Source organism: Kribbella sp. NPDC020701 (genome assembly GCF_055562215.1).
The window spans coordinates 228,378-248,180 of sequence record NZ_JBVHFT010000011.1; the positions used below are offsets into that span (position 1 = coordinate 228,378).

The window sequence follows — 19,803 nt, forward strand, 5'->3', positions numbered from 1 at the left end:
GGTAGCAACACGGCCGCCCGCAGCGAGCGCGAGAATCCCCATGAGTATCCGCGATTTTGTGCCACGAGTCATGCCTTGCTGCCCGTGCCGGGATTACCCATGGGCAGTGATACGACCGAGCAGGCTACGCCATCGGCAGGGCGACCACGACAACGTTGCTGAGGTAGACCTTGCCGTTCCAGTCCTTACACGTCACGAGAACCAACCGACCGCGAACACTCTGGTCGAACAGCTGCGCCGCCCGCTTCGCCAGCGTGGCCTTCCGGTACGTCGTCACCGTCGCAACTCGATAGCGCAGCTGACGACGTGGCGTCGACACCACGACGACCGACGCAGGGACGATCCGGTCGAGGTTGTCGAAGGCCCCATCCCCACTGTGCACCGTGTGCCCGGTGATGACGGCCGAACCACGTTTGGCGCCAGGCTGCGCCCCACCGGACCACCAGCCGACTGTCGACGGATCGGATGGCGGGGTGAGAGCACCATGCGCCGCCTTGATGGCGACGACTGGAGCATTGACGGCCAGCTGCGCAATGGTCACTCTCGTTGGCCGCCCAGAGCGGATCGTCGGGACACGGCCGGTCGACGAGGCCGTGGCAGCAGTCGAGGGACTCGGGCGACGTGGCTCGCTGACCGAACTGATCGAGCGTCGTGTACCAACTGTTGCCGACGAAGTGGAGTCCGTCGGCGACGACGTCGTACCGACGTGGTTGTCACCGAACTGGAGGTACGCGCCGGCGGCAAGCACGCACGCACCTGCGACCGCGGCCGCCACGCTCCACCGGAGTGGAGCGCGACGGCCGCAACTGCGGGCAGAACTCACGTCAGGCGCTGTGCCTTCCGCGTCGGCGAAGTGCGACGACGGCTCCGCCGGCGAGCATCAGGCCGCCGGCGGCGAGCAGCAGACCACCCGCCAGGCCGAACGGACTGTTGCTACCAGCCACCGAATTGGTCGAGTATCCGTCGAGGCCGGCATTGACCGCGGTCGGCACACCTGGAGTGGGCGACTCCGAGTTCCCCGGTACGACGGTGGCCGGGGTCGACGAGGTCGCGGTCGGCGAGACCGTCGCGCTCTCCGACGGACTCGTCGACGGCGTGGTCGGCGGGGTCGTCTCCGGCGTGGTCGGCGGAGTCGTCGGAGGTGTCGTCTCTGGCGTGGTCGGCGGAGTCGTTGGAGGCTTGGTGGTGGGAGACTCCGACGGGGATGTCGGAGGCGTCGTCGGCGGAGTGTTGCAGCCCTCGACCCAGAAGACCTTGTGCTTGACGTCCGCGCCGATCGAGCCGGGCGCGTTCACGGTGAGCTTCACGTGGAAGCCCTGCTGCGGATGCGGCTGGCCGGTGAACGACAGCGTGTACGTCTCCCTGGCATCCAGGTCCGTACCACCACCCGCCGCATCCTCACCGATGAACGGATGCAGGTTGCCGGACGCGACCTGGAGGCCGCCGTCCGCGGTCGGCGCCTGGTCCTCGAAGGTCACCGTGGCGTTGTACGAGTCGTTCTTGTCGAAGTTGTAGAACTCGACCACGAACGTGCAGCCCTGGTGCGGGTTGTTGTCCGGTGGGCCGCTCTGGATGTCGGCGCCCTCGATCTTGATCGTTCCGTTGTTGCCTGGCGGATTGCCGTGGCCGTTGGCGCCGACCGTCTGGTCGGCGTTGGCCGAGGGCGCTACCAGGAGAGCTGTTGCTCCGAGCATCAATGACAACGCTCCCGCCGCGGCGAAGATGCTCGCGGCACGGGAGCGGATACCCACGTGGGTCATGTCCATCCTCAAACGGTGCAAGGGAGTGGTCCACGAGAAGTATTTCGGTCTCGTCACAGCAGTCAAGGTCGTTCGGTAACGATTGGCCACCCAAGTCGCGGGAATTGTCCACAGGCCTGTGCATAACGGTTGACCGGGCGCTGCGCGGCGGACTCTCGGGTTCGCCGGCGCAAGGCCGGATCGTTGCCGCCATCCCACGGTGCCGGCCCTTCGTCGCGAGGTGGTCAGGCCGAGTGGCGGACGGCCGCGATGGAGTCGCGGTGAGCAGCCAGCCGCCGATGGCCGAGGCGGAACTGTCCACAACCATCATTTTGCATGCCATTACCCGTGTCAGCGTCGATGTGCACGCCGTCGTGCCAACCTGGCCAGAGTCGCGCGTGGTGAGAGGAACCCGCCGGCCGGGGGTGTGTGGCCGGCGGGTCCACCTTCCCAGGATCGCCAGGGTTCACGGGTCGATCACCACCGTGCAGGTGTAGGTTCCGGGCTTCAGGTCGGAGGCCGAGGCCGAGGCCGAGCCGTCACCGTTGGCGCCGGTGGAGCCACTGGCCACCTGCCCGTTCGGACCGGTGCAGACGATCGTGGACGCCGTACCGCCGTCGATCTGGGAATCCACCGAGACCGACAGGTTGGTGAGCGGCGTGTTCCCGAAGGAGACCGTCTCCCCCAGGTACGTTAGCCCCACAGGCCGCCTTGTTGTCGACCACAACGGTCTTGGTCGTCGCCCCGTCCGCGGCGTAGCCGGCCGGCGCCGTCTCGGTCACCGAGTAGCTACCGAACAGCAAATTGTCGAAGCACACTTGCCCGTTCGAGCGGCGCACGCAGATCATCGGTCTTGATGATCTTGACCGAACCACAGTTGGTGATGTTCACATTTGCCGGACGCACGAAGTCTTTCCAGTGCAGAGGTGAACGTGTCGGCCGAGCGGCTCTTCAGGTAGGCCGATCCGAACGAGAAGCAGCTACCTGGGGGGAACAGCGCGGACAACCGCAGCTGTGCCTCGCCGAACGTCCGCGGGTCCTGGGCGCCCAGGCCATCACTGTCGCCCGCGGGATCGTCGAGGTGTTGATCGAACCGGCCGCGTCGGCACCGAGTGGCGTCTTGGGACCCCAGCACGGCACGTTGTTGGCCGCCTCGCAGTTCGCCTTGGTCCCGGTGGTCACCCACTTGGAGACCGAGATGGTCGGGTTGACGCCGTCGTTGGACAGGTCGTACTGGATCAGCAGGTCGCCGGCGGTCCGCAAGGGCATCACACCCGGCGAGGCTGAACAATCGATCTGTGGAGATCATGACTCGCGTGGCTGTGGCGCAGCCGCCGCTATCTCCCGGCCGGCCGAGCCCGCGGCCGTTGCTTGTCAACGTGCGACTCAAGGAGGTAGGCCGGTCCCATGTATGCGGTCCGCGCGGGTGCCTGCTTCGATGGTGAGCGATTCGTGGCGGGAGGCGCCACCGTGCTGGTCCAGGGAGGCCGCATCGTTGGGGTCGAGCCCGCGGCGTACGACCTCCCCACCGACTGCGCGCTCCACGACCACGGCGACGCGACCGTCCTACCCGGTCTGATCGACACTCACGTGCACCTGGTGGCCGACAGCGGGCCGATGGCGCTGGACCGGGTGGGCGGTTACAGCGACGAGGAGATCGAGTCCGTCGTGACCGAGGCGCTGCGCCGGCACCTGGTCGCCGGGGTGACCATGGTGCGCGACCTGGGCGACCGGAACTTCAACGTCGTCGACCGGCGCGACGCACAGCGCGCCCGCGACGACGCGTTGCCGTGGATCGTGGCCTCGGGCCCGCCGATCACGACACCCCGCGGGCACTGCTGGTACCTGGGCGGGGAAGCCGCCGGGGCCGACGACCTGCACGCCGCGATCCGGCAGCGGGTCGAACGACGGGTCGACGTGGTCAAGGTGATGGCCAGCGGGGGCATCAACACACCCGACACCGACATCTATGCACCCCAGTTCGCCCTCGGTGACCTACGACTGCTCGTGGACGCGGCCCACGGCGCCGGGCTGGCGGTGACCGCCCACGCGCACGCGGCCCTGGCGGTCGACCAGGCAGTCACGGTCGGCACCGACGGGCTCGAACACGCCGGCTTTCTCACACGGTCCGGCGACTCCGTGGCGCCGGGACTGGCCGCGCTCCGCGACATCACTGCCTCCGACGCACAGCTCCGGGCGCTCGCCGAGAGCGGGATGGCCGTGTGCCCCACCATCGGAGGGTTCACCGTCGAGGCGCTACGCCGCGCGCCGGAGGCGCTGCAGCAGCGGCTGCGCGAGGCCGGCGTAGGCCCCGAGGAGCTGGTCGAGAAACGCCAGAATCTGGTCCGGCGGATGCACGAGGCAGGGGTCCGGCTGGTCGGCGGCGCCGACGCCGGGATCGGGCCGAACAAGGCCCACGGCCTGTACGCCGAGTCGGTCGTCGAACTCGCCGCGGTGACGGGTGTCGTCGACTCACTGGCAGCGTCGACCAGCATCGCGGCACAGGTCTGCGGGCTGGGCGAGCGCAAGGGACGACTAGCACCTGGCTACGACGCGGACCTGATCGTGGTCGCCGGTGACCTGGCCCGGGACGTGACCGCGCTGCGGGAGGTGCGCCAGGTCGTGCTGCGCGGCCAACCGATCGAGTCATCGGCGTAGCAGGCATGCGCCCGTTTCGGTGCAGCGAGCACGGGTGCTGATCGTGGGCGACAACACCCGGTGGCGGCGTCGCCACAACCAGTCGCGACGCCTCGGGCCACCTTTTGCTACCGGCGCGCTGGCTCGCGCGGCGTGGATCGGATGGACCTCGACCTGGTCGCCGTGGAGCTAAACGGCCGGCCGACTTCGCCTCAGCCCGGAACCCGCCAGCGAATCGGCCAAGGACGATGGCGTCGTCCGCGGCAGTGCAGCGATCAAGGTCCTGCGCAGGCCCATGCCGGCGGCGCGGCCACCTGCTCGCCCGCGTAGTGCCTGAAGCTACGCGGGCCTTGACAGCGCCCGCCGCGGTCGTAGCGTCGACTACATCCGCCAACAGCTCGAATGAGGAGGGGCGTCATGCGACGAGCGGCACGAATCGCGGCGGTTTTGGTGGTTGGAGGGGCGCTGGTCGGGGCGGCGCCGGCGGTGGCGAGCAGCCCGGCACAGCATGCGAGCGAGGACGTCACCGGCGATCAGATCGTCTGTGAATCGACGACGTACACGATCACATCGGGCACGCTCAAGATCACGATCCACGAGGGCACGAGCGCTTCGGGCAACGAGAACGTCACCGGAACGCTCACACCGCAAGCCGTTGTCGCCACCGACGAGGCAGGCAACGTCTACAGCCTCCGCGGCGCGTTCTGGTTCGGCGGGGCAGTCAACGCGCAGCAAGGGACGATGGTGTTTACCGACACCGGCAAACTGCAGGTGGTGAGCCAGGGCTCCGGGACCGTCGACAGCGTGAACGTCACGTCCCACGTCACGCTCGTCAACGGCACCGTCAAGGAGTTCGAGGCCGACTTCGGCACCTGCGAGGAACCCGAGGACTAGTAGTAGTCCCGGGTGAACACCGTCATCGTGGGGCTCACGGCCACACCACAGTCACTATCAGCTTCACCCGCTGGTCAGGGTCCCGACATGTGCCACGCCATACCGACCAGAACGCGACCGGCTCGGTATGGCGGGCGTGCCGGAGCTGATCGTTGCCTACAGCACCCGGTGGCCGCGTCGCCACAGCCAGTAACGGGCTCGCGCGCCTGCGCGCATCGGGGGTGTGGATGTCGACTAGTGCCTCGTCAGGCAACGGCGGGTAGGTAATCGGGTCGGCGCTTCTTGGAGTCGCCTACCCGGTTAGAACCCCAACGTTTCTGGGAGAGGCACTAGCACGCGACTGTCCGGGGCCACTGGAATACGGTCCGCCATCATCGCGTCCGGGAACATCGCTGTCAATAACAATGAGAATCGGACCGGCCACGAAGCGCGCGACCGATACAAGCGTTCAATCTATACGACCACGCAATAGGCGCTATGCCCTTGCCCGCCCATAGTCGCAGGCGTAAATTCACGGGCGAACTCCCGGGCAACGCTGAACAGGCGCAACTGGTCCGGGGTGCCCTGGGGGCAAGGCGGCCTGGGGACGTCATCTGGTCGCGCCCAGGCGTAGCACCGCTGGGGAGAACTCCCCAGCCGACTACGCCGACTCCTGAATGCCTTGGGAGAGTCATGGTTCCGTCAGCGTGCTCTCGGGCTCGCGGACCACCCATCGCGCGCTTAGCCGCATCATGTCTTGCGGCAGGAATCAGCACACGAAATCCCCGACATGGTGATTTCAGCAAAACTGCATTTCCGGCGCAACCCAGGGGGTAATCATGCGCCGTATTGTCCTGCTTCTCATTACGCTGTTGTTTGTGTCGGCGCTGTCCGCTCCGACCGCGCTGGCCGCAAGCCCGCACTTCAAGAAGAACGGCGAGCCCGCCTGTACCATCTCGGGCACAGCTGCGAGTCAAACCGTCACCTGCAATGCCACCCTCGCCGGCCTCGGCAACGAGGACGTAAAGGTCACCCAGACGGTTAGCGGAACCGCGGTCTACCAGTGCCAGAACGGTGGCGGCAACACCGCGCCTGGCCAGAACAAGGTGCTGGTAGGACCGGTGACCACACCGGTCATCTTCCCAGCCTCGGCGATCAAGAACGGCAACCTGACAGTCTCGGTCTCGACCACCTTGACCGCACCCGCGACAGTCACAGGGGCAGAGGCCGGTTGTCCGAACCCGAACTGGACCGGCGTCAACCCGGTCCTGACGGTCACGTCCATCCAGTTCGTCATCGAGCAACCACCGGGGACAGTGATCTTCAACTGCTCCGCCACCGACCCGTTCAGCGGGACGATCCTGCTCACCTGCTAGCCGCATCGTCCTCTGCGACTCGCCCCAACAGACAAGGGGGCGCGCCACTCGGCGCGTCCCCTTACTTGTGGACAGTGCGGCAGATACGCAACCCGACCTTTGACCCGTAACTGTCAACGAAGACGGAGGAGGAGGATGAGGGATCTGGGAGATCCACTTGCTGTCGTATCCTCCTCGCCATGCCCACCCGCCAGCACCCGGCGCGACCGACGCGCTGTCGGCGGCCTCGCCGGCGTCGCGGAGCGCCCGGGAGAGCTCGTTGTGGGCGGCGGTGAACTGCTCGGGCGGCGGTCCGTACAGCTCCAGCGGCGCGTTCGGATCCACCACACCGCAGTGACGGTTCGCAGTTGCCACCGGCAACCTGTAGCAAGGCGCCCGGTCGTCCTAACGTCGCGTGCTGGACTGGCCACGACGCGAAGGCGACGGAGCCGTTGCAACAAGGTGTAATCGGCTGGATTCAACGCGAGGTGGCTGATTACTCTGCGAAGGTTGAACAGTGCCCAGAGCAACGAAACATCGATGGTCAGGCTGCACACCCGCAGCGCCCCAGCGGCCGGGGACCGCTAGGTGGAGCCGCCTGTCGGAACCGAACCGACGACCTTCTCATTACGCGGAGGTCGTACACCGCCTCATACGGCCTCTACCAGCCCCAATACCAACGCGGGTGGCCGCACCACGCCCCATGATCCGCACCGATTGCCTCCATCTCGCACCACGAACGGCACCACGGGCGTGCCGGCAGCAAGTCAGCCCGGCGCCGGCGGCCGCTTCCATCCCTCGAGCCGGTACCTGTCGGTGGTTGGCGCTGGATGGCGTCGCGGGTCATGAACAACACGTCCCACAGCCGCCCGGCCGCGCTCTGTCCGGTGTCGTCACCCTTAGCGGCATCAGTCGCGTCGCTCCAGGCGACGCAGTCAGACCACGTCTCCTGGGTCAGGGCGACCGGGACGGTGAACCCGGCCTCCCGGGCGGTCTCGGTGACATCGATGAGGATGCCGTCGGCGATCGCGTCGGCCCGGCTGTAGACGTGGATCACCTCTGCCGCACCGAACAGGTCCGCTAGGTCGCGGCCGTCGCTGTTTTTCGTTGTGCTGGCTGGGCTGTTGATGCCGGTTCATGGTGGGTGCTCCGGATCTGCCATGCGCTGTGGGGTGTCGCGCTCTTGGTGGTGCCCGGCATGCACATCGGCCACTATCGGCCGGGCTGCCCGAACCACTGCAGTCCTGTTGGGACTCCCCCGTGGCGGCGTCGCCGGGTACAAGTGACGCGCCGCCGACGGTCCCAGGGCGCACGTCCCGGCCGTGCGATCCGCGCCGCGGGTCACACTCGGTTCGTTGCCCACGGCAAGCTCGCAGGCCCGCATCTGGTGGCAGCCGTCGCGCCCGTCCCCGGGGCGGATCGGGTCATCAACTCAAGTCCACGCATCCGCTACCCGGATACGCACTGTTCCGCGTCGCAGTGCAGCACCTGGTAGATGTTGACGAGGCAGGGCGGGCGCCGGTGCAACGTGGCCCAGAGGCCGCGTCACTGCACGCAGCGCGGATGTGCCGCAAAGTCAACCTCTGTTAGGCAATTGTGATACGAGACTCACGGGCGTAGGTTTTGAGTACGGGTTCAGGTGCCGTGAATCCAACGCCGCGCCGCGGCGTCCCGGGGGATGGTCTGTGGGGGAGGTATGCGCCGATCCGCGGCGCCACGAAGGAACCGCGCCGGGCCGGTCCAGGCCCGGTGAGCTGGATCTCCTGAGGGGGAGACATGTGCCGATCGCGTGGCTTCGGCGTGCGCGCTGCAGGCAGTCCACTGCGGCGAAAGCAGACGGGCATTGGACTGTGCCGTGCTGATATCCAGCGGACTCGCTGCCGCTCCCGCGCGGCGTGCGTAGGTCGATTCAGTCAGCGCCGCTAGTTGCTTGATGTGTATGGGTGACTCGTTCTGTCGTGGGGGATGCAGTGGGGGATTTCGAACATTTCGGCGAACGGCGGAGTAACCGCTTGCCCGCAGTCCTGCGCGCCGGACCGGGACCGCCAAGATCGCCGCCGACGCGGCTGCGGCATAGCCGGCTCGACCGGTTGAGTCTGGCTGTGCACAGGCCGACACGTGTGACAAGACGGTTCGCGAAGCGGCTGCCTCGACTCGGGGAATCGACGAATCGAAGGGAAGCATCAGCATGATTCGACAACGTAAGAGCGGTAAGCACGCTCATGGTCGGGGGCTACGGCACAGGCGCGGAATCATCGGTCTGGCGGTCGTGTCCCTGGCAACACTCGGTCTGGTAGCGACCTCGTCGCCGGCGTTTGCGGGTCCCGTCTCCGATGCGGCGCAATTCGAGGGCGACGACGGCAACCTGGCGCCGCAGGCCCCGATCAACTTCGACTGGAACAGCTTCGCTCCGACTACCTGGACGGGCACTGCGCCGGACCGAACGGCCGCCAAGACCGTTTCGGGTTGGGCGTTCACCGGTCTGGAGGACGCAGCAGCCACAACCAGTGACGACGCGTTCGCCGGCGGGACGAAGCAGGACAACAACTGCGCGACAGTGAATACCGGGAAGGCGCCGAACAAGGACGACCTGGAACGGGTCTACGTGACCAGCAAGACCGTGAACGGTGACGTGTTCCTGGGCTTGAGTTGGACGCGCATCCCGCAGAACACCACGTCGCCGTCTGCTCACATCGGCTTCGAGTTCAACCAGGGCACCACCCCGTGTCCGTCCGGCTCGAACGGCCTGGTGCAACGTACCGCCGGTGACATGCTGATCGTGTACGACTTCGAGGGCGGCGCCGGCGATGCCCCGGTGCTCACGCTGCGGCGTTGGGTGACCTCCGGATCCTGTGAGGTCACCACCAACAGCCCGCCATGCTGGGGAACGGCGACCAACCTGACCGCAGGCGGCTTCGCCGAGGGCAGGGTGAACACGACAGCCTCGGTCTTGGACACCAACACGCCGCCGACACCACCGGCAACGACGTCGGTGTCGTCGACGTCTGGGGTCAATGAGTTCGGTGAGGCGATCATCAACCTGACCGACGCCGGTGTGTTCCAGCCGGGTGTCTGCACGGCCTTCGGCAAGACTTACGCCGTGAGCCGGTCGTCCGGCAACTCCGCGCAGGCGCAGATGAAGGACCTGGTCGGTCCAGGCAACGTCAACATCGCCAACTGTGGCCAGGTCATCATCCGCAAGGTGACCGACCCGAGCCCGGACCCGACGGACACCACCTTCAACTACACGACCACCGGTGATCTGAACCCGGCCTCCTTCGGTCTGAAGAACGGCGAGTTCCGTGATTACGGCCCTGCGGTCCAGGCGGGAAGCTACAGCGTCACCGAGACCGACCCGGCCCCGACGTTCGCGTTTACCAACCTCGACTGCTCGGCCTCTGAGACATCGGACGGTACGACGATCACCACGAACCAGACCACCCGAACGGTCAGCTTCAACCTCGCGGCGAACGACATCGTCGACTGCACGTACACCAACACGTTGCAGGTAGGTGCCTTGGCGATCGTCAAGAACAGCACCAAGGGCGGACTAGTGTCCACTGCGGGTGCCGTCTTCTCGTATGACGGCTCTAGCGTCACGGACAACGGTGCAGGGGACGAGGATCCCACCATCGGCGAGGTATGTGTCTCCGGGCTTCTCCCGGGTGACTACGACGTCACCGAGACGTCGGCGCCGCCCGGCTACGGCCTCCCCACGGACCCGGGCCCCGAGACGGTCACCGTGGTCACAGGGACCAACTGCGGCGCCAACCCGCCAACCGGGTCCGCTGTGGTGACGTTCACCGATCCGCCGCTGTCCGACATCCAGGTGAACTTCCGCGACGGTGGCTCCGGAGAGACATCGGCCACGATCACCTGTGACAACACGACGGGTACCGGCAGCGACACTCCCGCGACGGGTTGGGACACCTCCCGGACCGTCACCGGAGTAGAGGCACCCACGACCGTCCACTGCACGATCGTGATCGACCCGTGATCGGCCGTTGATCGGCGGTTAGGTCATTCGGCCGCAACCAACGAAACAGCAACAGCACAGAGCCCAAGGCCCACGCCTTGGGCTCTGTGTATGAACCCACGGAGAACCGTGCGTCGACTGTCTGCTGGTCGGCACGTACGCCGTCACCGAGACAGTGCCGGCGAACAACGCGGCCGATGGCGACACCACGAAGAACGTGACGGTGAACAACAAGGCCGACTGCGACGACTCGCCGTACGTCGGTCAGACGGTTGCCCTCGGCAGCACGCCGCAGGCCGCGGTCCCCTGCCTTGGTATAGCCGTGCAAAGGAATCAGATCCGGCCCCTGTCGGGCACCGGCATTCATCTGCCGAGCTGACCGGCCCGCCGCCCTCCGTTGCGACGGTTTGGTCGCGCCGGTGCCGCCTGCGGTGTCCGGCGGCCGAACTGGTCGTCGCGGGGCAACCCCGAAACATCTGCGCCGACGCAGTCGGCACGAACCACCCCGAATATTGTGTCGTCGGCTGGCCTGGTGCCGGTGGTGGCGTTTGGCCCGCTCGGCCGTCCTTCAGGGGCCGGCGGAGGAGCACCTGAGCGTGCCGCCCGGCAGGGGCGCCAACGGCGGGTTGAAGGTGGCATCGCTGGTCGCCGGCATGGTCCCGCAGCCCGGCCGACACCGTCACCAGTCCTGGCGAGTGCAGCAGAGAAGCCGGCGATCGCCTTCGTAGGGGCACGCGGGTTGCGCCTGATCCGCTCGCGCTCGCTGAGCTGTCCGTGTCGGCTCGGCAGGCGATTGAAGAGCACGGTTGCGGGTCGCTGGTCGGCTTCGGAGACGAAGACGGTGCAGACGCGGAGCGTGGTGGTGCCGCCGCCTCAGCGGCCGCGACGGCCGGCGACGGTTCGGATGTCGACTCCCGCGGCGATGACCGGAACACCGGGGCTGTGTGGAGCCCGGGACTTGCAGGGTCGCCATGGGGGTCAGGTCTGCCGACGTCCGAATCGGTTCGCCACCGTTCGTCGCTGCTCACGGTGCCGCAGCGACGTACGTTGCGAGCACCGCTTGGTCGCCAGCTACCCGCACGATCATCTCGAAATCGTGCTCGGGTGGAGGTCAGGCGTCGGAATCGAACCGACGACCTTCTCATTACGAGTCCGTTGCCCTGAGCCCCAACCACGCGACGACCCCGACCTTGAGCAGTGCGTGCTCAGTGACCGGGGGTCGTTGACGGCTGTTCAAGACCTTTCCGGGGCACCTCGAGGGCACCACCCGCCTCAGTCCCAGCCCTAGCCGACTAGGACTTCGCTGGCGCTGCTTCGCCTTCGTTCGCCTGAGCTGGCTGGATCATGTCCTCGCGCTTTGTTAGCCACGGCGGCTGCCAGTCGTACTGCGCACACAACTGCTCAAACGGCAGACTGGCGATGTCGCCGAGTTCGCTGGTCTTGATCACGGCGGCTGCGGTCTCGGCGATCCTGAAAGCCCGGCGACGGCCCTGGTGGCCGACTGGCTGCAGCGCCATGGATGGTGACCTGGCAAGGCGACGCACGATTGTCCTCGTCGCCCCGCCCGGCGACCTCGGTCCACCGCCACTCAGCTACAGGGTCTGGCTCGACTCGCTGCCGACTACCGCCGAGTGGGCCTCCGGCCTGTAATACGGAGTTCCTGGTGCGGGGCCTGAGGGAAATCGGCCAACAGGTTCAACTCGGGGCGAGATTCAACCAGTAGGGTCACGCGTAACAGCGCTGACCAGCCTGAGTCCGCCTCGACCCGTGGAGACTCCAGATGGACGTGAAACACCGGATGATGGTGTTCGACGCCGCGGACATTGGCGCCGAGAGCGCCTTCTGGGCTGGGCTGCCGGCTTTGAAAGCTGCCAACGATCGTACGGCCGCGCGAGGAGTTCAGACCTACGCCTACCCTGCAGGCCACCCCTTCTGCATCTGCTGGCTGCCCGCTGACTGACACTGGGAGCCCTCCGATGCCCGTCCACCGTGAGGACACCACGGGACACCTGTCCCACGTGGACGTTCACGTGGTCACCCCCGACCGCTGGAACGACCTAGTCCAACTGTTCGAACGCAAGGGCCCACGCGGCGGCGTGCCGATTCCGGGCCACTGTTGGTGCATGCTCTGGCGAGACGAGCAGGGGCCGACCAACCGCCGCAAGGCGGCGCTGAAGGCCACCGTCGATCAAGGCCGATACCCAGGGCTGGTCGCCTACCTGGACGGCCGTCCGGCTGGCTGGGTCGCCGTCGCGCCGCGTGAGGACCACAGCAGGCTTGAACGGTCTCGGCAGTACGGGCCCATGCCTGGGGACCATGATGTCTTCGCCGTCACCTGTTTCTACGTCGATCGCGAAGTCCGGGGAACCGGGGTAGCCAGCGCGTTGCTGGACGCAGCGATCGACCATGCGCGAGATTCGGGCGCCGTCGCTCTTGACGCGTTCCCGAAGACGAACCTCGCACCGCACGCCCAAGCCAGCCGCAGGGCCGAGGAGAACCTGCGCGGTGTCAATTGCACACGTAACGCAGGTTGTTGGGCCGTTGGGAAAGACCTCATGGCCGCCGAACTGAAGCGATGACGGGCGTTGGCGATCCGCGCCTAGTACGACAGCCGTAGATCGTTATGGACCGATACCTGCCGCTAGGAGGTCTGGCGGCGCCGTACCTGGGCGTCCAGTAGCTCGCGCAGACGGGTCTCGTCGGCCGCGCTGGCCAGTCCACGCTTGGGCAGGATCAGGAAAGGCCCGTCGGATGCACGCCCTACCCCCAGCCTGAGGATGAATGCGCGGCTGCTCTCCTCGACGTCGCGGATCCGGGACCATCCCCACCAGCACTCGAAGTCCTGCTGCCGGCGGGACAGACCCCCCTTGTCGGCCACATACTCGACTGGATCCTGCACGAGCGGGTCGTTGTTCCACCGCAGTTGCCGGGCTCGCCCTGACAGCAGGCCAAGCAACAGGAGCAGCACACCTCCCACGACGGCGAGGACGGTCATCTCCAGAACCAGGCCGACGGCGAGGAGAATCCCGGCAACAATCATCGGCTTGGCCATCTGCCGCCGATAGGCCGGCCGGCGCGCCAGTTCCCGCAGGTCCTCCTTCTCCGGCGTCCACCGCAACATGATCGCGTCTGCGTGCGTCTCGATCACCATGGCCGCAGAGCGTACCGTCGTCGGACACGAACCCGTGAGCCGCCGAGGTCGGTCCGGGCCCCAGCCGCCAGGCGTGGGCGACGGCAAGCTCAGCTCCGGCGACCACACCACGCGCCGCGAGCAGGTCCACGTTGATCCGCTGCGGGGTCGTGGTGACAACCCGATGCACCATCTGCCGGGACATTTCGACACCCCGTTGACGCAATGGCTCCACCAGATCGGTCGTGGCGAAGATGCCGTTCTCGGCCATGACCTGGCGCAAGTTCCACCGGATCACCGTCCTCGCGCCGACGCTGCTGCTCTTGCTGTTGCTCTTGCTCGTGGTCATCGTTGCCCCAGGCCCCCATCCTCGTTGTAGTCCTCGCCGTCGCGCGTGCTGCTGTCCGCGTTCTCGTGCGTGTTGGTGGACTCGAGCGAAGGAAGCTAAAGAGCACAGGCAGTGATGAGGTACGGCAACGTGTGTCATCGTCGCTGATCCGGTCGGATCGGTCCAGTGCGATCCCAACCTTGATGGCGTCGAAGGGTTCATGTGTCATGAGATAGACGACCGCTGGCGGGGTCCAGCGACACCACATGTCCGGCCCAGATCCATTGCATCGCTTACGCTGGGTACACGACAGCGCACGTTTGTGGCATCTCTGGCGCATCCTTGAAGAACGCCGCACGGTCGCGGAACCTTGCCGGGCAACCGCTGGGGAGATGGAGAAACGACGGTGGCAGGCAAGCGAAGCCGTTTGGCCGAGTGGCGACGCGCTGCTGGGTACAGCCAGGAGCGCTTGGCCGAGCATCTCGGCGTGGACCGGTCGACCGTGGCGCGTACTTCACCGCAGCACGCCCAAACCCCCGGCACTAGCCACGCCGGGTCGGCTGACGCTGAGGAAGGGGACGGGGACGGCATTCTGTACCGCGCTCATCGGGTCGGGCCGTTGGCGACAGGACCGGTGTGTCTGATCATTGGCTGGGCGGGGCGGGGCACAGGCGTTGCCCGCCCGACCGATCTGGTCGCGAATCCACGCAGAGGAACAGGTACAGGGCGGCCTTCGCCTGAGCTATTCCGGCGTACGCTGAGATAACGGCTGCCCCGGACCCGGTGGCGAGGACGCGGACCAACGGAGTCCAGGGATGTCCATCAGCCTGCGAAGTACCAATGCCGCCCCGGCCACCAGCGGTTACAGGGAGCTGGCCCGGGAGATCCGCCGCCTTGGCCTGCAGCAGCGACGGCCGGGCTTCTACGCCGTCCTGCTGCTCGCCAATCTGATCGCCCTCGCCGGCGTCGTCCCCGCGATGGCGCTGCTGCGCGATTCCTGGTGGCTGATGCTGCTCGCGGTCGCGCCGGCGATCATGTCGGCGCAGATCGGCTTCTTCGGCCACGACGCCGGCCACCACCGGATAGCCCGCAAGCGTGTGCCGACCATGCTGCTTGGCCTGTTGAACGCCAACCTGTTGAACGGGCTCAGTTACGGCTGGTTGATCGACAAGCACAATGCCCACAACGCCCATCCGAACGACCTCGAGGCCGATCCGGACGTCCTGCCCGGCATCCTGGTATTCGACGCGGTCCAGGCCGTCGCGAGGAAGGGCGCGGCCGCCTTGCTGCTCTTTCCTCTCCTGTTGCTTGAGGCACTCAACCTGCATGTCTCCAGCGTCCGCGCCCTGCTGAGGCCGGGCATCCGGGCCAGAGCCACGGAGCTCGCGCTGCTCGGCGTCCATTTCGGCGGCTATGCGGTCTTGCTGGTCACCACGATGACCTGGCTGCAGGCGAGCGTGTTTCTCGTCATCCACCAGGGGCTGCTCGGTGTCTATCTCGGTTGCTCGTTCGCCCCCAACCACAAGGGGATCCCGATCGGGACCGCCGAGCAGGCCGCCGACCCGTTGCTGCGGCAGGTGCTCACCTCCCGCAGCGTCCGGGGCGGGCCGTTCGTCGACTTCGTGCTAGGCGGCCTCAACTACGTGGAGGCCTCGGCGTTCGCGTCGTACGGCGTGGTGATCCGCCACCTGCGTGATGTCGGGCCGAGTTGCGCCGAGCGCGGACGATCGCCGCCGGATAAAGGAAGGCCGGGTTCGCGACGCCCGGTTCTTGGGCCGCCCATGTGGGGCTCGCTAAGCCCCACCTGTGCTTAGGTGTCGTCCGGAATCTAGGAGTGGACCATGACTTCAACTGCAGGTTCCAATGATTCGCCTCCGGGCGAGTTCCAACCCGTCGGCGGCAAGCTCGAACGCGGACTCATCTGGGTCTTCATCGTCGTGCCGACGCTCGCGCTGCTGCCAGGGATCTTCTTCGCGTGGGGCGGATGGATCAACTGGCGCGACATCGTGCTACTGGTCGTGTTCTACGTGCTCACCGCGACCGGCATCGGCGCGGGCTACCACCGCGGCTTCACCCACGGATCCTTCAAGACCAAGCGCGGCCTCAAGGTCGCACTCGCCATCGCCGGGAGTCTAGCTCTCGAAGGTCCGGTCATCCGCTGGGTCGCCGACCACCGCAAACACCACAAGTTCTCCGACCGAGACGGAGATCCACACTCACCCTGGCGCTACGGCACCACCGCGTGGGCGGTGACCAAAGGGTTCATCTTCGCCCATGTCGGATGGGTGCTGTGGGGTGAAGATCGCGCAAACCCGAAGCACTACGCCCCAGACCTCCTGAACGACCGCGACATGGTATCCATCTCGCGGCATTTCCGTGGACTGGCGGCAATCTCCTTGCTAGCACCAGCGCTGATCGGTGGACTGTGGGACAGGTCATGGCACGGCGCCGCTACCGGATTCTTCTGGGGCACCCTGGTCCGCATCGCCCTGATGCACCACGTCACGTTCTCGATCAACTCGATCTGTCACGTCACCGGCGACAAACCCTTCGCATCCCGCGACCGGTCAGGCAACGTCTGGTGGCTGGCCATCCTGAGTCAAGGCGAGTCATGGCACAACCTCCACCACGCCGACCCCACCTGCGCACGCCACGGCGTACTCAAAGGACAGGTCGACATCAACGCCTGGCTCATCAAGCAATTCGAACGGTTCGGCTGGGCGTACGACGTCAAATGGCCAGACCAGGAACGCCTCCAAAGAAAGCGCGCGGCCGCCGCTTGACCTGGTGAGCTCCACCCATCCGCGATACGGACGCCGGGCCCCACAGGCTGAGGTACACGAGCCGACCCTCAACCAGTGCAGGGAAAGGAAGCCGTCGTACTTCGGCTCGTACTGAGACCCGTGCCATAACCCTGAATGCGGAGCCGCGTCGCGCCAGGCCAGCCGTGCCTGTCCCGAAGGTGACGACCGCGGGATCACGGCGCACGCTGAAAGCGCCCTATGCAGTGCCCGAACGAGGGGACTCGCCATGCACAGACGACACTCCAGTCACCTCCACCGGCGGCCAGCCACCACCACGCCGACGCAGCCCAACTCCGTTCCGCCGCCACACAAGGCTTCGACCGAGACCCGCATCAACCGGATGCTGATCATCGCCCGCTACCGGGCATGGAGCCAAGCCCGGCATTAGCGACTGACAGCCACCGCAACCCTTATGGAGCGCCGCTCGAAGCATGCGTGCTGCAACGCAGCGTTGATAGCGGTGGGCGACCATCGAGCGCTGAAAGGGGTCCGGCGATGACTTGGCGGTTGGTGCCCGATGACGCGGCATTCGCGCTGATGTTCCGGCGCGCCGAGAACTTGCTGCAAGGGCTGTCGCGAGTCGAGCAGAGCGCGGCGGGCGGAAGCGGGCCCGGAGTTGTTGCCGACGGCACTGACAGGCGGCGAGGCGCTGGGCGCGTTGCAACGGGCAGGAGAGGTACTGCGAGATGCGCTGGACGCGTTGAGCGTGCCGCCGACCGACCCAGGCCAAAGCACCCGGCTGCGAGTGTTCGCGGAGGAGCGGGAGCGGATACCCCTGCGGGTCAGTGCGAGCACAATCGTGGCTACTGCCTCCCGAAGTCGATGCGTTTCGGCTCATCCGCCGTTGGGTGGCGGGTCGCCGGCTGAGTCGCCTCCCGTCGGTTTGGTCGCATCTGTCGATGACGCTGCTGGTGGTGGCGTGTCGGTGATCTCGATGCGGCGGCCCTTGGCGGCTTGGGCCTTGGGTGCGTGGACGGTGAGGACGCCGTTGGTCAATGTGGCCTGGATCGTGTCGCCGTCGACGGCGCCGGGCAGGGTGATGGTGTGGTCGAATGGGCCGGTGCGGCGGGCCTGCTGGTGCAGGATGCCGGTCCGTTCTCGGTCTTTGACCTCGCCGTGCAGCGTGAGTTGGCGGTCGTTCCACCTGAGGGTGAGGGTGTCGCGTGGCACGCCGGGCAGGTCGATCTCGACCAGGTAGGCGTCGTCGGTCTCCTCGATGTCGACCGGGGAACGCCACGAGCGCAGGTCGACGTCCTCGGCCAGGTTGCGCATCATCTGGTTCATCCGCCGGTAGATGTCTTCGAGGTGGGCGAACGGTTCGCTCGGCAGCCAGCGCATCGGTGGACCCGGCCGGTCCTGTCCACCGGTCTCGTCCTGGTTCTGCTGGGAGGGCTGGTCGGGTTGGTCGGCCCGGTTGCTGTGGCCTCGGATTGGGTGGAGCGGTCGCGCCATGGTGGTGTCACCTCTTCGGCTGGTCTTCGGAGCCGTCGGTTCCGGACGCGAGGTCTGCCCGGGTCGGCGGTTTGGCCTGCGGCTGGCCGCGAAGGTCATGATGTTGTGGTCAGTGTTGTGGTCTGCGGACCCGTGCGGCGGCGATCCAGACCAGGCGCCCGCAGCAGGCGATCAGGACTTGTGCGCCGCGCCGGGCCGCCGCCGCGGACGACATGGCGTCGTTCTTGCGGGGAGCCGGTGTGGCTGGCACCTCAGGAGTGGAGTGTCGTCGTTCCGGACACCGCTATCCTACGCCGGTTCAGAGAATATGGATTCTCTAATACGATCGCTGTTGTGAGTTCAGAGAACACCACCCCGCCATCGGTTGAACCACCCGCAACCGGTTCAGAGAGCAAGGCGCCCGGGCGGCGGGGTCGCAGACCAACGTCGCTGCCGACGACGCTGGTGGCGGTGCTCGACCAGTACGCCGGCGAGCTCGCCCGGGCGGACCTGACAGCGCAGGCCCGGCGCACCTACCTGTCCAGGGTGCGGATGTACCTATCCTGGCTGGCCGATGCCGCCGTCGACGGCGACCCGCTCACCGACCCGGCTGCGGCCACCTGGGCCGCCCGCGACTACAAGACCTACCTCTACGGCACGCTGAAGCGGGCGCCGGCAACCGTGAACGGCGCGCTCGCGGCCGTATCGGATCTGGCGATCCGCCGCGGCCTCGGCAGGCTCGACGGCGACCAGGTCGCCCGCATCGACCTCCCCGCCCGGCGGGCCCCCAGGGCGCTGGTCGGTCACGACGACCTGCGCTGGCAGCGAGCCGCCCAGTCCGCGCCGCCGCGGGAACGCGCGGTGGCGGCGATGATGCGGCTGGCCGGCACCCGGATCGCCGAGACCGTCGGCCTGGACCTGAACGACCTGCCCACCACCCAGCGGCGCCGCCGCCTGCAGATCCGCGGCAAGGGCCGCAAACAACGCAGCGTACCGATCCACACCGAGGTCGGCACCTCACTCGATGCCTGGCTCGCCGAGCGTCATAGCTGGCCCGGCAGCGACACCACCCCCGCGGTGTTCCTCAACCGGTTCGGTGGCCGACTGTCCGCGCGTGCCGCCGACACGATGATCGCTCGCATCGCGCGCGCCGCCGGCCTGGCCGACCAGGTCACGCCACACGTGCTACGACACTCCTTCGGCACCGACCTGGTCCGCGCCGGCACCGACCTGGTCACCGTCGCCGAACTCCTCGGCCACGCCTCGTTGGACTCGACCCGGGTCTACACCCTGCCCACCGAGGACGACCTCGACGCCGCCGTCGCCCGACTCACCGTCGACCGCTGACCACCTGACCCCGCCAGCGCACTGCTTGTCGGTTCGGGCCTGCTTCGGGAGACCGATTGGCGCCAACCTGCTGGACGGTCAGCGATGGTAACCCAGCGGGAGTCTGGTGTCGCCGATCCTTGTCGCGAGGTGCGCCCGGCGACACTGACGTACGAGGTCTACCCTGAAAAGTGGTCGACCGAG

General features: G+C 67.0%; 20 protein-coding genes and 1 pseudogene. 11 read left to right on the forward strand and 10 right to left on the reverse strand.

Annotated features, from left to right (window positions below):
- Positions 1–124: 124 nt before the first annotated feature.
- The 5 genes and pseudogenes from ACZ3HV_RS26575 to ACZ3HV_RS26595 all read right to left on the reverse strand — a co-directional run bounded on the left by ACZ3HV_RS26575 (position 125) and on the right by ACZ3HV_RS26595 (position 3,011).
- Positions 125–541 carry a class F sortase gene (locus ACZ3HV_RS26575; RefSeq protein WP_465687741.1) on the reverse strand — a complete coding sequence of 139 codons (417 nt, stop codon included), beginning with the start codon at positions 539–541 and terminating at the stop codon, positions 125–127.
- Positions 542–824: 283 nt separating this feature from the next.
- Complete coding sequence (locus ACZ3HV_RS26580) at positions 825–1,760, reverse strand: hypothetical protein (RefSeq protein WP_465687743.1); 936 nt, start codon at positions 1,758–1,760, stop codon at positions 825–827.
- 445 nt (positions 1,761–2,205) lie between these two features.
- A complete protein-coding gene (locus ACZ3HV_RS26585; RefSeq protein WP_465687863.1) occupies positions 2,206–2,442 on the reverse strand; it encodes a hypothetical protein in 237 nt (78 codons plus the stop codon).
- Positions 2,443–2,461: 19 nt separating this feature from the next.
- Positions 2,462–2,587, reverse strand: a pseudogene (locus ACZ3HV_RS26590) (hypothetical protein); the annotation flags it as partial.
- 103 nt (positions 2,588–2,690) lie between these two features.
- Positions 2,691–3,011 (reverse strand): hypothetical protein, encoded by a 321-nt coding sequence (locus tag ACZ3HV_RS26595; RefSeq protein ID WP_465687745.1) that lies wholly within the window; start codon positions 3,009–3,011, stop codon positions 2,691–2,693.
- Between the two features lie 135 nt (positions 3,012–3,146).
- Between ACZ3HV_RS26595 and ACZ3HV_RS26600 the strand changes: the two genes are divergently transcribed.
- From ACZ3HV_RS26600 to ACZ3HV_RS26610, 3 genes are all read left to right on the forward strand, one after another.
- Positions 3,147–4,397 (forward strand): amidohydrolase family protein, encoded by a 1,251-nt coding sequence (locus tag ACZ3HV_RS26600; protein ID WP_465687746.1) that lies wholly within the window; start codon positions 3,147–3,149, stop codon positions 4,395–4,397.
- A 396-nt stretch (positions 4,398–4,793) separates the two neighbouring features.
- Positions 4,794–5,270 carry a hypothetical protein gene (locus tag ACZ3HV_RS26605; protein WP_465687748.1) on the forward strand — a complete coding sequence of 159 codons (477 nt, stop codon included), beginning with the start codon at positions 4,794–4,796 and terminating at the stop codon, positions 5,268–5,270.
- Positions 5,271–6,127: 857 nt separating this feature from the next.
- A complete protein-coding gene (locus ACZ3HV_RS26610) occupies positions 6,128–6,625 on the forward strand; it encodes a hypothetical protein (protein ID WP_465687750.1) in 498 nt (165 codons plus the stop codon).
- A gap of 640 nt (positions 6,626–7,265) precedes the next feature.
- On the opposite strand, the gene ACZ3HV_RS26615 is transcribed toward ACZ3HV_RS26610, so the two are convergent.
- Positions 7,266–7,733, reverse strand: coding sequence for a DUF6573 family protein (locus ACZ3HV_RS26615; protein ID WP_465687859.1), 468 nt, complete (start codon positions 7,731–7,733; stop codon positions 7,266–7,268).
- A 1,140-nt stretch (positions 7,734–8,873) separates the two neighbouring features.
- Between ACZ3HV_RS26615 and ACZ3HV_RS26620 the strand changes: the two genes are divergently transcribed.
- Both ACZ3HV_RS26620 and ACZ3HV_RS26625 read left to right on the forward strand, forming a co-directional pair.
- Positions 8,874–10,601, forward strand: a complete 1,728-nt coding sequence (locus tag ACZ3HV_RS26620) for a prealbumin-like fold domain-containing protein (protein WP_465687752.1) — start codon at positions 8,874–8,876, stop codon at positions 10,599–10,601.
- A gap of 154 nt (positions 10,602–10,755) precedes the next feature.
- Positions 10,756–10,959 carry a hypothetical protein gene (locus ACZ3HV_RS26625; RefSeq protein WP_465687754.1) on the forward strand — a complete coding sequence of 68 codons (204 nt, stop codon included), beginning with the start codon at positions 10,756–10,758 and terminating at the stop codon, positions 10,957–10,959.
- 913 nt (positions 10,960–11,872) lie between these two features.
- Here ACZ3HV_RS26625 and ACZ3HV_RS26630 read toward each other — a convergent pair.
- A complete protein-coding gene (locus ACZ3HV_RS26630; protein ID WP_465687756.1) occupies positions 11,873–12,097 on the reverse strand; it encodes a hypothetical protein in 225 nt (74 codons plus the stop codon).
- A gap of 263 nt (positions 12,098–12,360) precedes the next feature.
- Here ACZ3HV_RS26630 and ACZ3HV_RS26635 point away from each other — a divergent pair, with 263 nt between their 5' ends.
- Positions 12,361–12,540, forward strand: coding sequence for a hypothetical protein (locus tag ACZ3HV_RS26635; protein ID WP_465687758.1), 180 nt, complete (start codon positions 12,361–12,363; stop codon positions 12,538–12,540).
- A gap of 163 nt (positions 12,541–12,703) precedes the next feature.
- Positions 12,704–13,159, forward strand: a complete 456-nt coding sequence (locus ACZ3HV_RS26640) for a GNAT family N-acetyltransferase (protein WP_465687760.1) — start codon at positions 12,704–12,706, stop codon at positions 13,157–13,159.
- A gap of 62 nt (positions 13,160–13,221) precedes the next feature.
- Here the strand turns inward: ACZ3HV_RS26640 and ACZ3HV_RS26645 are convergent, their stop codons facing one another.
- The gene (locus ACZ3HV_RS26645) at positions 13,222–13,731 is read right to left on the reverse strand and encodes a YcxB family protein (protein WP_465687761.1); all 510 of its coding nucleotides are present in this window, start codon (positions 13,729–13,731) and stop codon (positions 13,222–13,224) included.
- Between the two features lie 713 nt (positions 13,732–14,444).
- On the opposite strand from ACZ3HV_RS26645, the gene ACZ3HV_RS26650 reads away from it, so the two are divergent.
- From ACZ3HV_RS26650 to ACZ3HV_RS26660, 3 genes are read left to right on the forward strand one after another with little or no spacing between them, the layout of a single operon-like run.
- Positions 14,445–14,804: a helix-turn-helix transcriptional regulator gene (locus ACZ3HV_RS26650; RefSeq protein ID WP_465687763.1), complete on the forward strand. Its 360-nt coding sequence runs from the start codon at positions 14,445–14,447 to the stop codon at positions 14,802–14,804.
- Positions 14,805–14,853: 49 nt separating this feature from the next.
- On the forward strand, positions 14,854–15,852 hold the full coding sequence (locus ACZ3HV_RS26655; RefSeq protein ID WP_465687765.1) for a fatty acid desaturase family protein: 999 nt from the start codon (positions 14,854–14,856) through the stop codon (positions 15,850–15,852).
- A gap of 27 nt (positions 15,853–15,879) precedes the next feature.
- Positions 15,880–16,821 carry an acyl-CoA desaturase gene (locus ACZ3HV_RS26660; RefSeq protein ID WP_465687767.1) on the forward strand — a complete coding sequence of 314 codons (942 nt, stop codon included), beginning with the start codon at positions 15,880–15,882 and terminating at the stop codon, positions 16,819–16,821.
- Positions 16,822–17,676: 855 nt separating this feature from the next.
- On the opposite strand, the gene ACZ3HV_RS26665 is transcribed toward ACZ3HV_RS26660, so the two are convergent.
- Positions 17,677–18,294: an Hsp20/alpha crystallin family protein gene (locus ACZ3HV_RS26665; protein ID WP_465687769.1), complete on the reverse strand. Its 618-nt coding sequence runs from the start codon at positions 18,292–18,294 to the stop codon at positions 17,677–17,679.
- Positions 18,295–18,403: 109 nt separating this feature from the next.
- Positions 18,404–18,544 carry a hypothetical protein gene (locus ACZ3HV_RS26670; RefSeq protein ID WP_465687771.1) on the reverse strand — a complete coding sequence of 47 codons (141 nt, stop codon included), beginning with the start codon at positions 18,542–18,544 and terminating at the stop codon, positions 18,404–18,406.
- Between the two features lie 83 nt (positions 18,545–18,627).
- On the opposite strand from ACZ3HV_RS26670, the gene ACZ3HV_RS26675 reads away from it, so the two are divergent.
- The gene (locus ACZ3HV_RS26675; RefSeq protein WP_465687773.1) at positions 18,628–19,620 is read left to right on the forward strand and encodes a tyrosine-type recombinase/integrase; all 993 of its coding nucleotides are present in this window, start codon (positions 18,628–18,630) and stop codon (positions 19,618–19,620) included.
- Positions 19,621–19,803: the final 183 nt, after the last annotated feature.

Coding starts and splice junctions, on each gene's coding strand:
- ACZ3HV_RS26580 (WP_465687743.1), bottom strand. CDS start 1,760: ATGACCCACGTGGGTATCCGCTCCCGTGCCGCGAGCATCTTCGCCGCG.
- ACZ3HV_RS26660 (WP_465687767.1), top strand. CDS start 15,880: ATGACTTCAACTGCAGGTTCCAATGATTCGCCTCCGGGCGAGTTCCAA.
- ACZ3HV_RS26600 (WP_465687746.1), top strand. CDS start 3,147: ATGTATGCGGTCCGCGCGGGTGCCTGCTTCGATGGTGAGCGATTCGTG.
- ACZ3HV_RS26655 (WP_465687765.1), top strand. CDS start 14,854: ATGTCCATCAGCCTGCGAAGTACCAATGCCGCCCCGGCCACCAGCGGT.
- ACZ3HV_RS26635 (WP_465687758.1), top strand. CDS start 12,361: ATGGACGTGAAACACCGGATGATGGTGTTCGACGCCGCGGACATTGGC.
- ACZ3HV_RS26645 (WP_465687761.1), bottom strand. CDS start 13,731: ATGGTGATCGAGACGCACGCAGACGCGATCATGTTGCGGTGGACGCCG.
- ACZ3HV_RS26665 (WP_465687769.1), bottom strand. CDS start 18,294: ATGGCGCGACCGCTCCACCCAATCCGAGGCCACAGCAACCGGGCCGAC.
- ACZ3HV_RS26605 (WP_465687748.1), top strand. CDS start 4,794: ATGCGACGAGCGGCACGAATCGCGGCGGTTTTGGTGGTTGGAGGGGCG.
- ACZ3HV_RS26640 (WP_465687760.1), top strand. CDS start 12,704: ATGCTCTGGCGAGACGAGCAGGGGCCGACCAACCGCCGCAAGGCGGCG.
- ACZ3HV_RS26630 (WP_465687756.1), bottom strand. CDS start 12,097: ATGGCGCTGCAGCCAGTCGGCCACCAGGGCCGTCGCCGGGCTTTCAGG.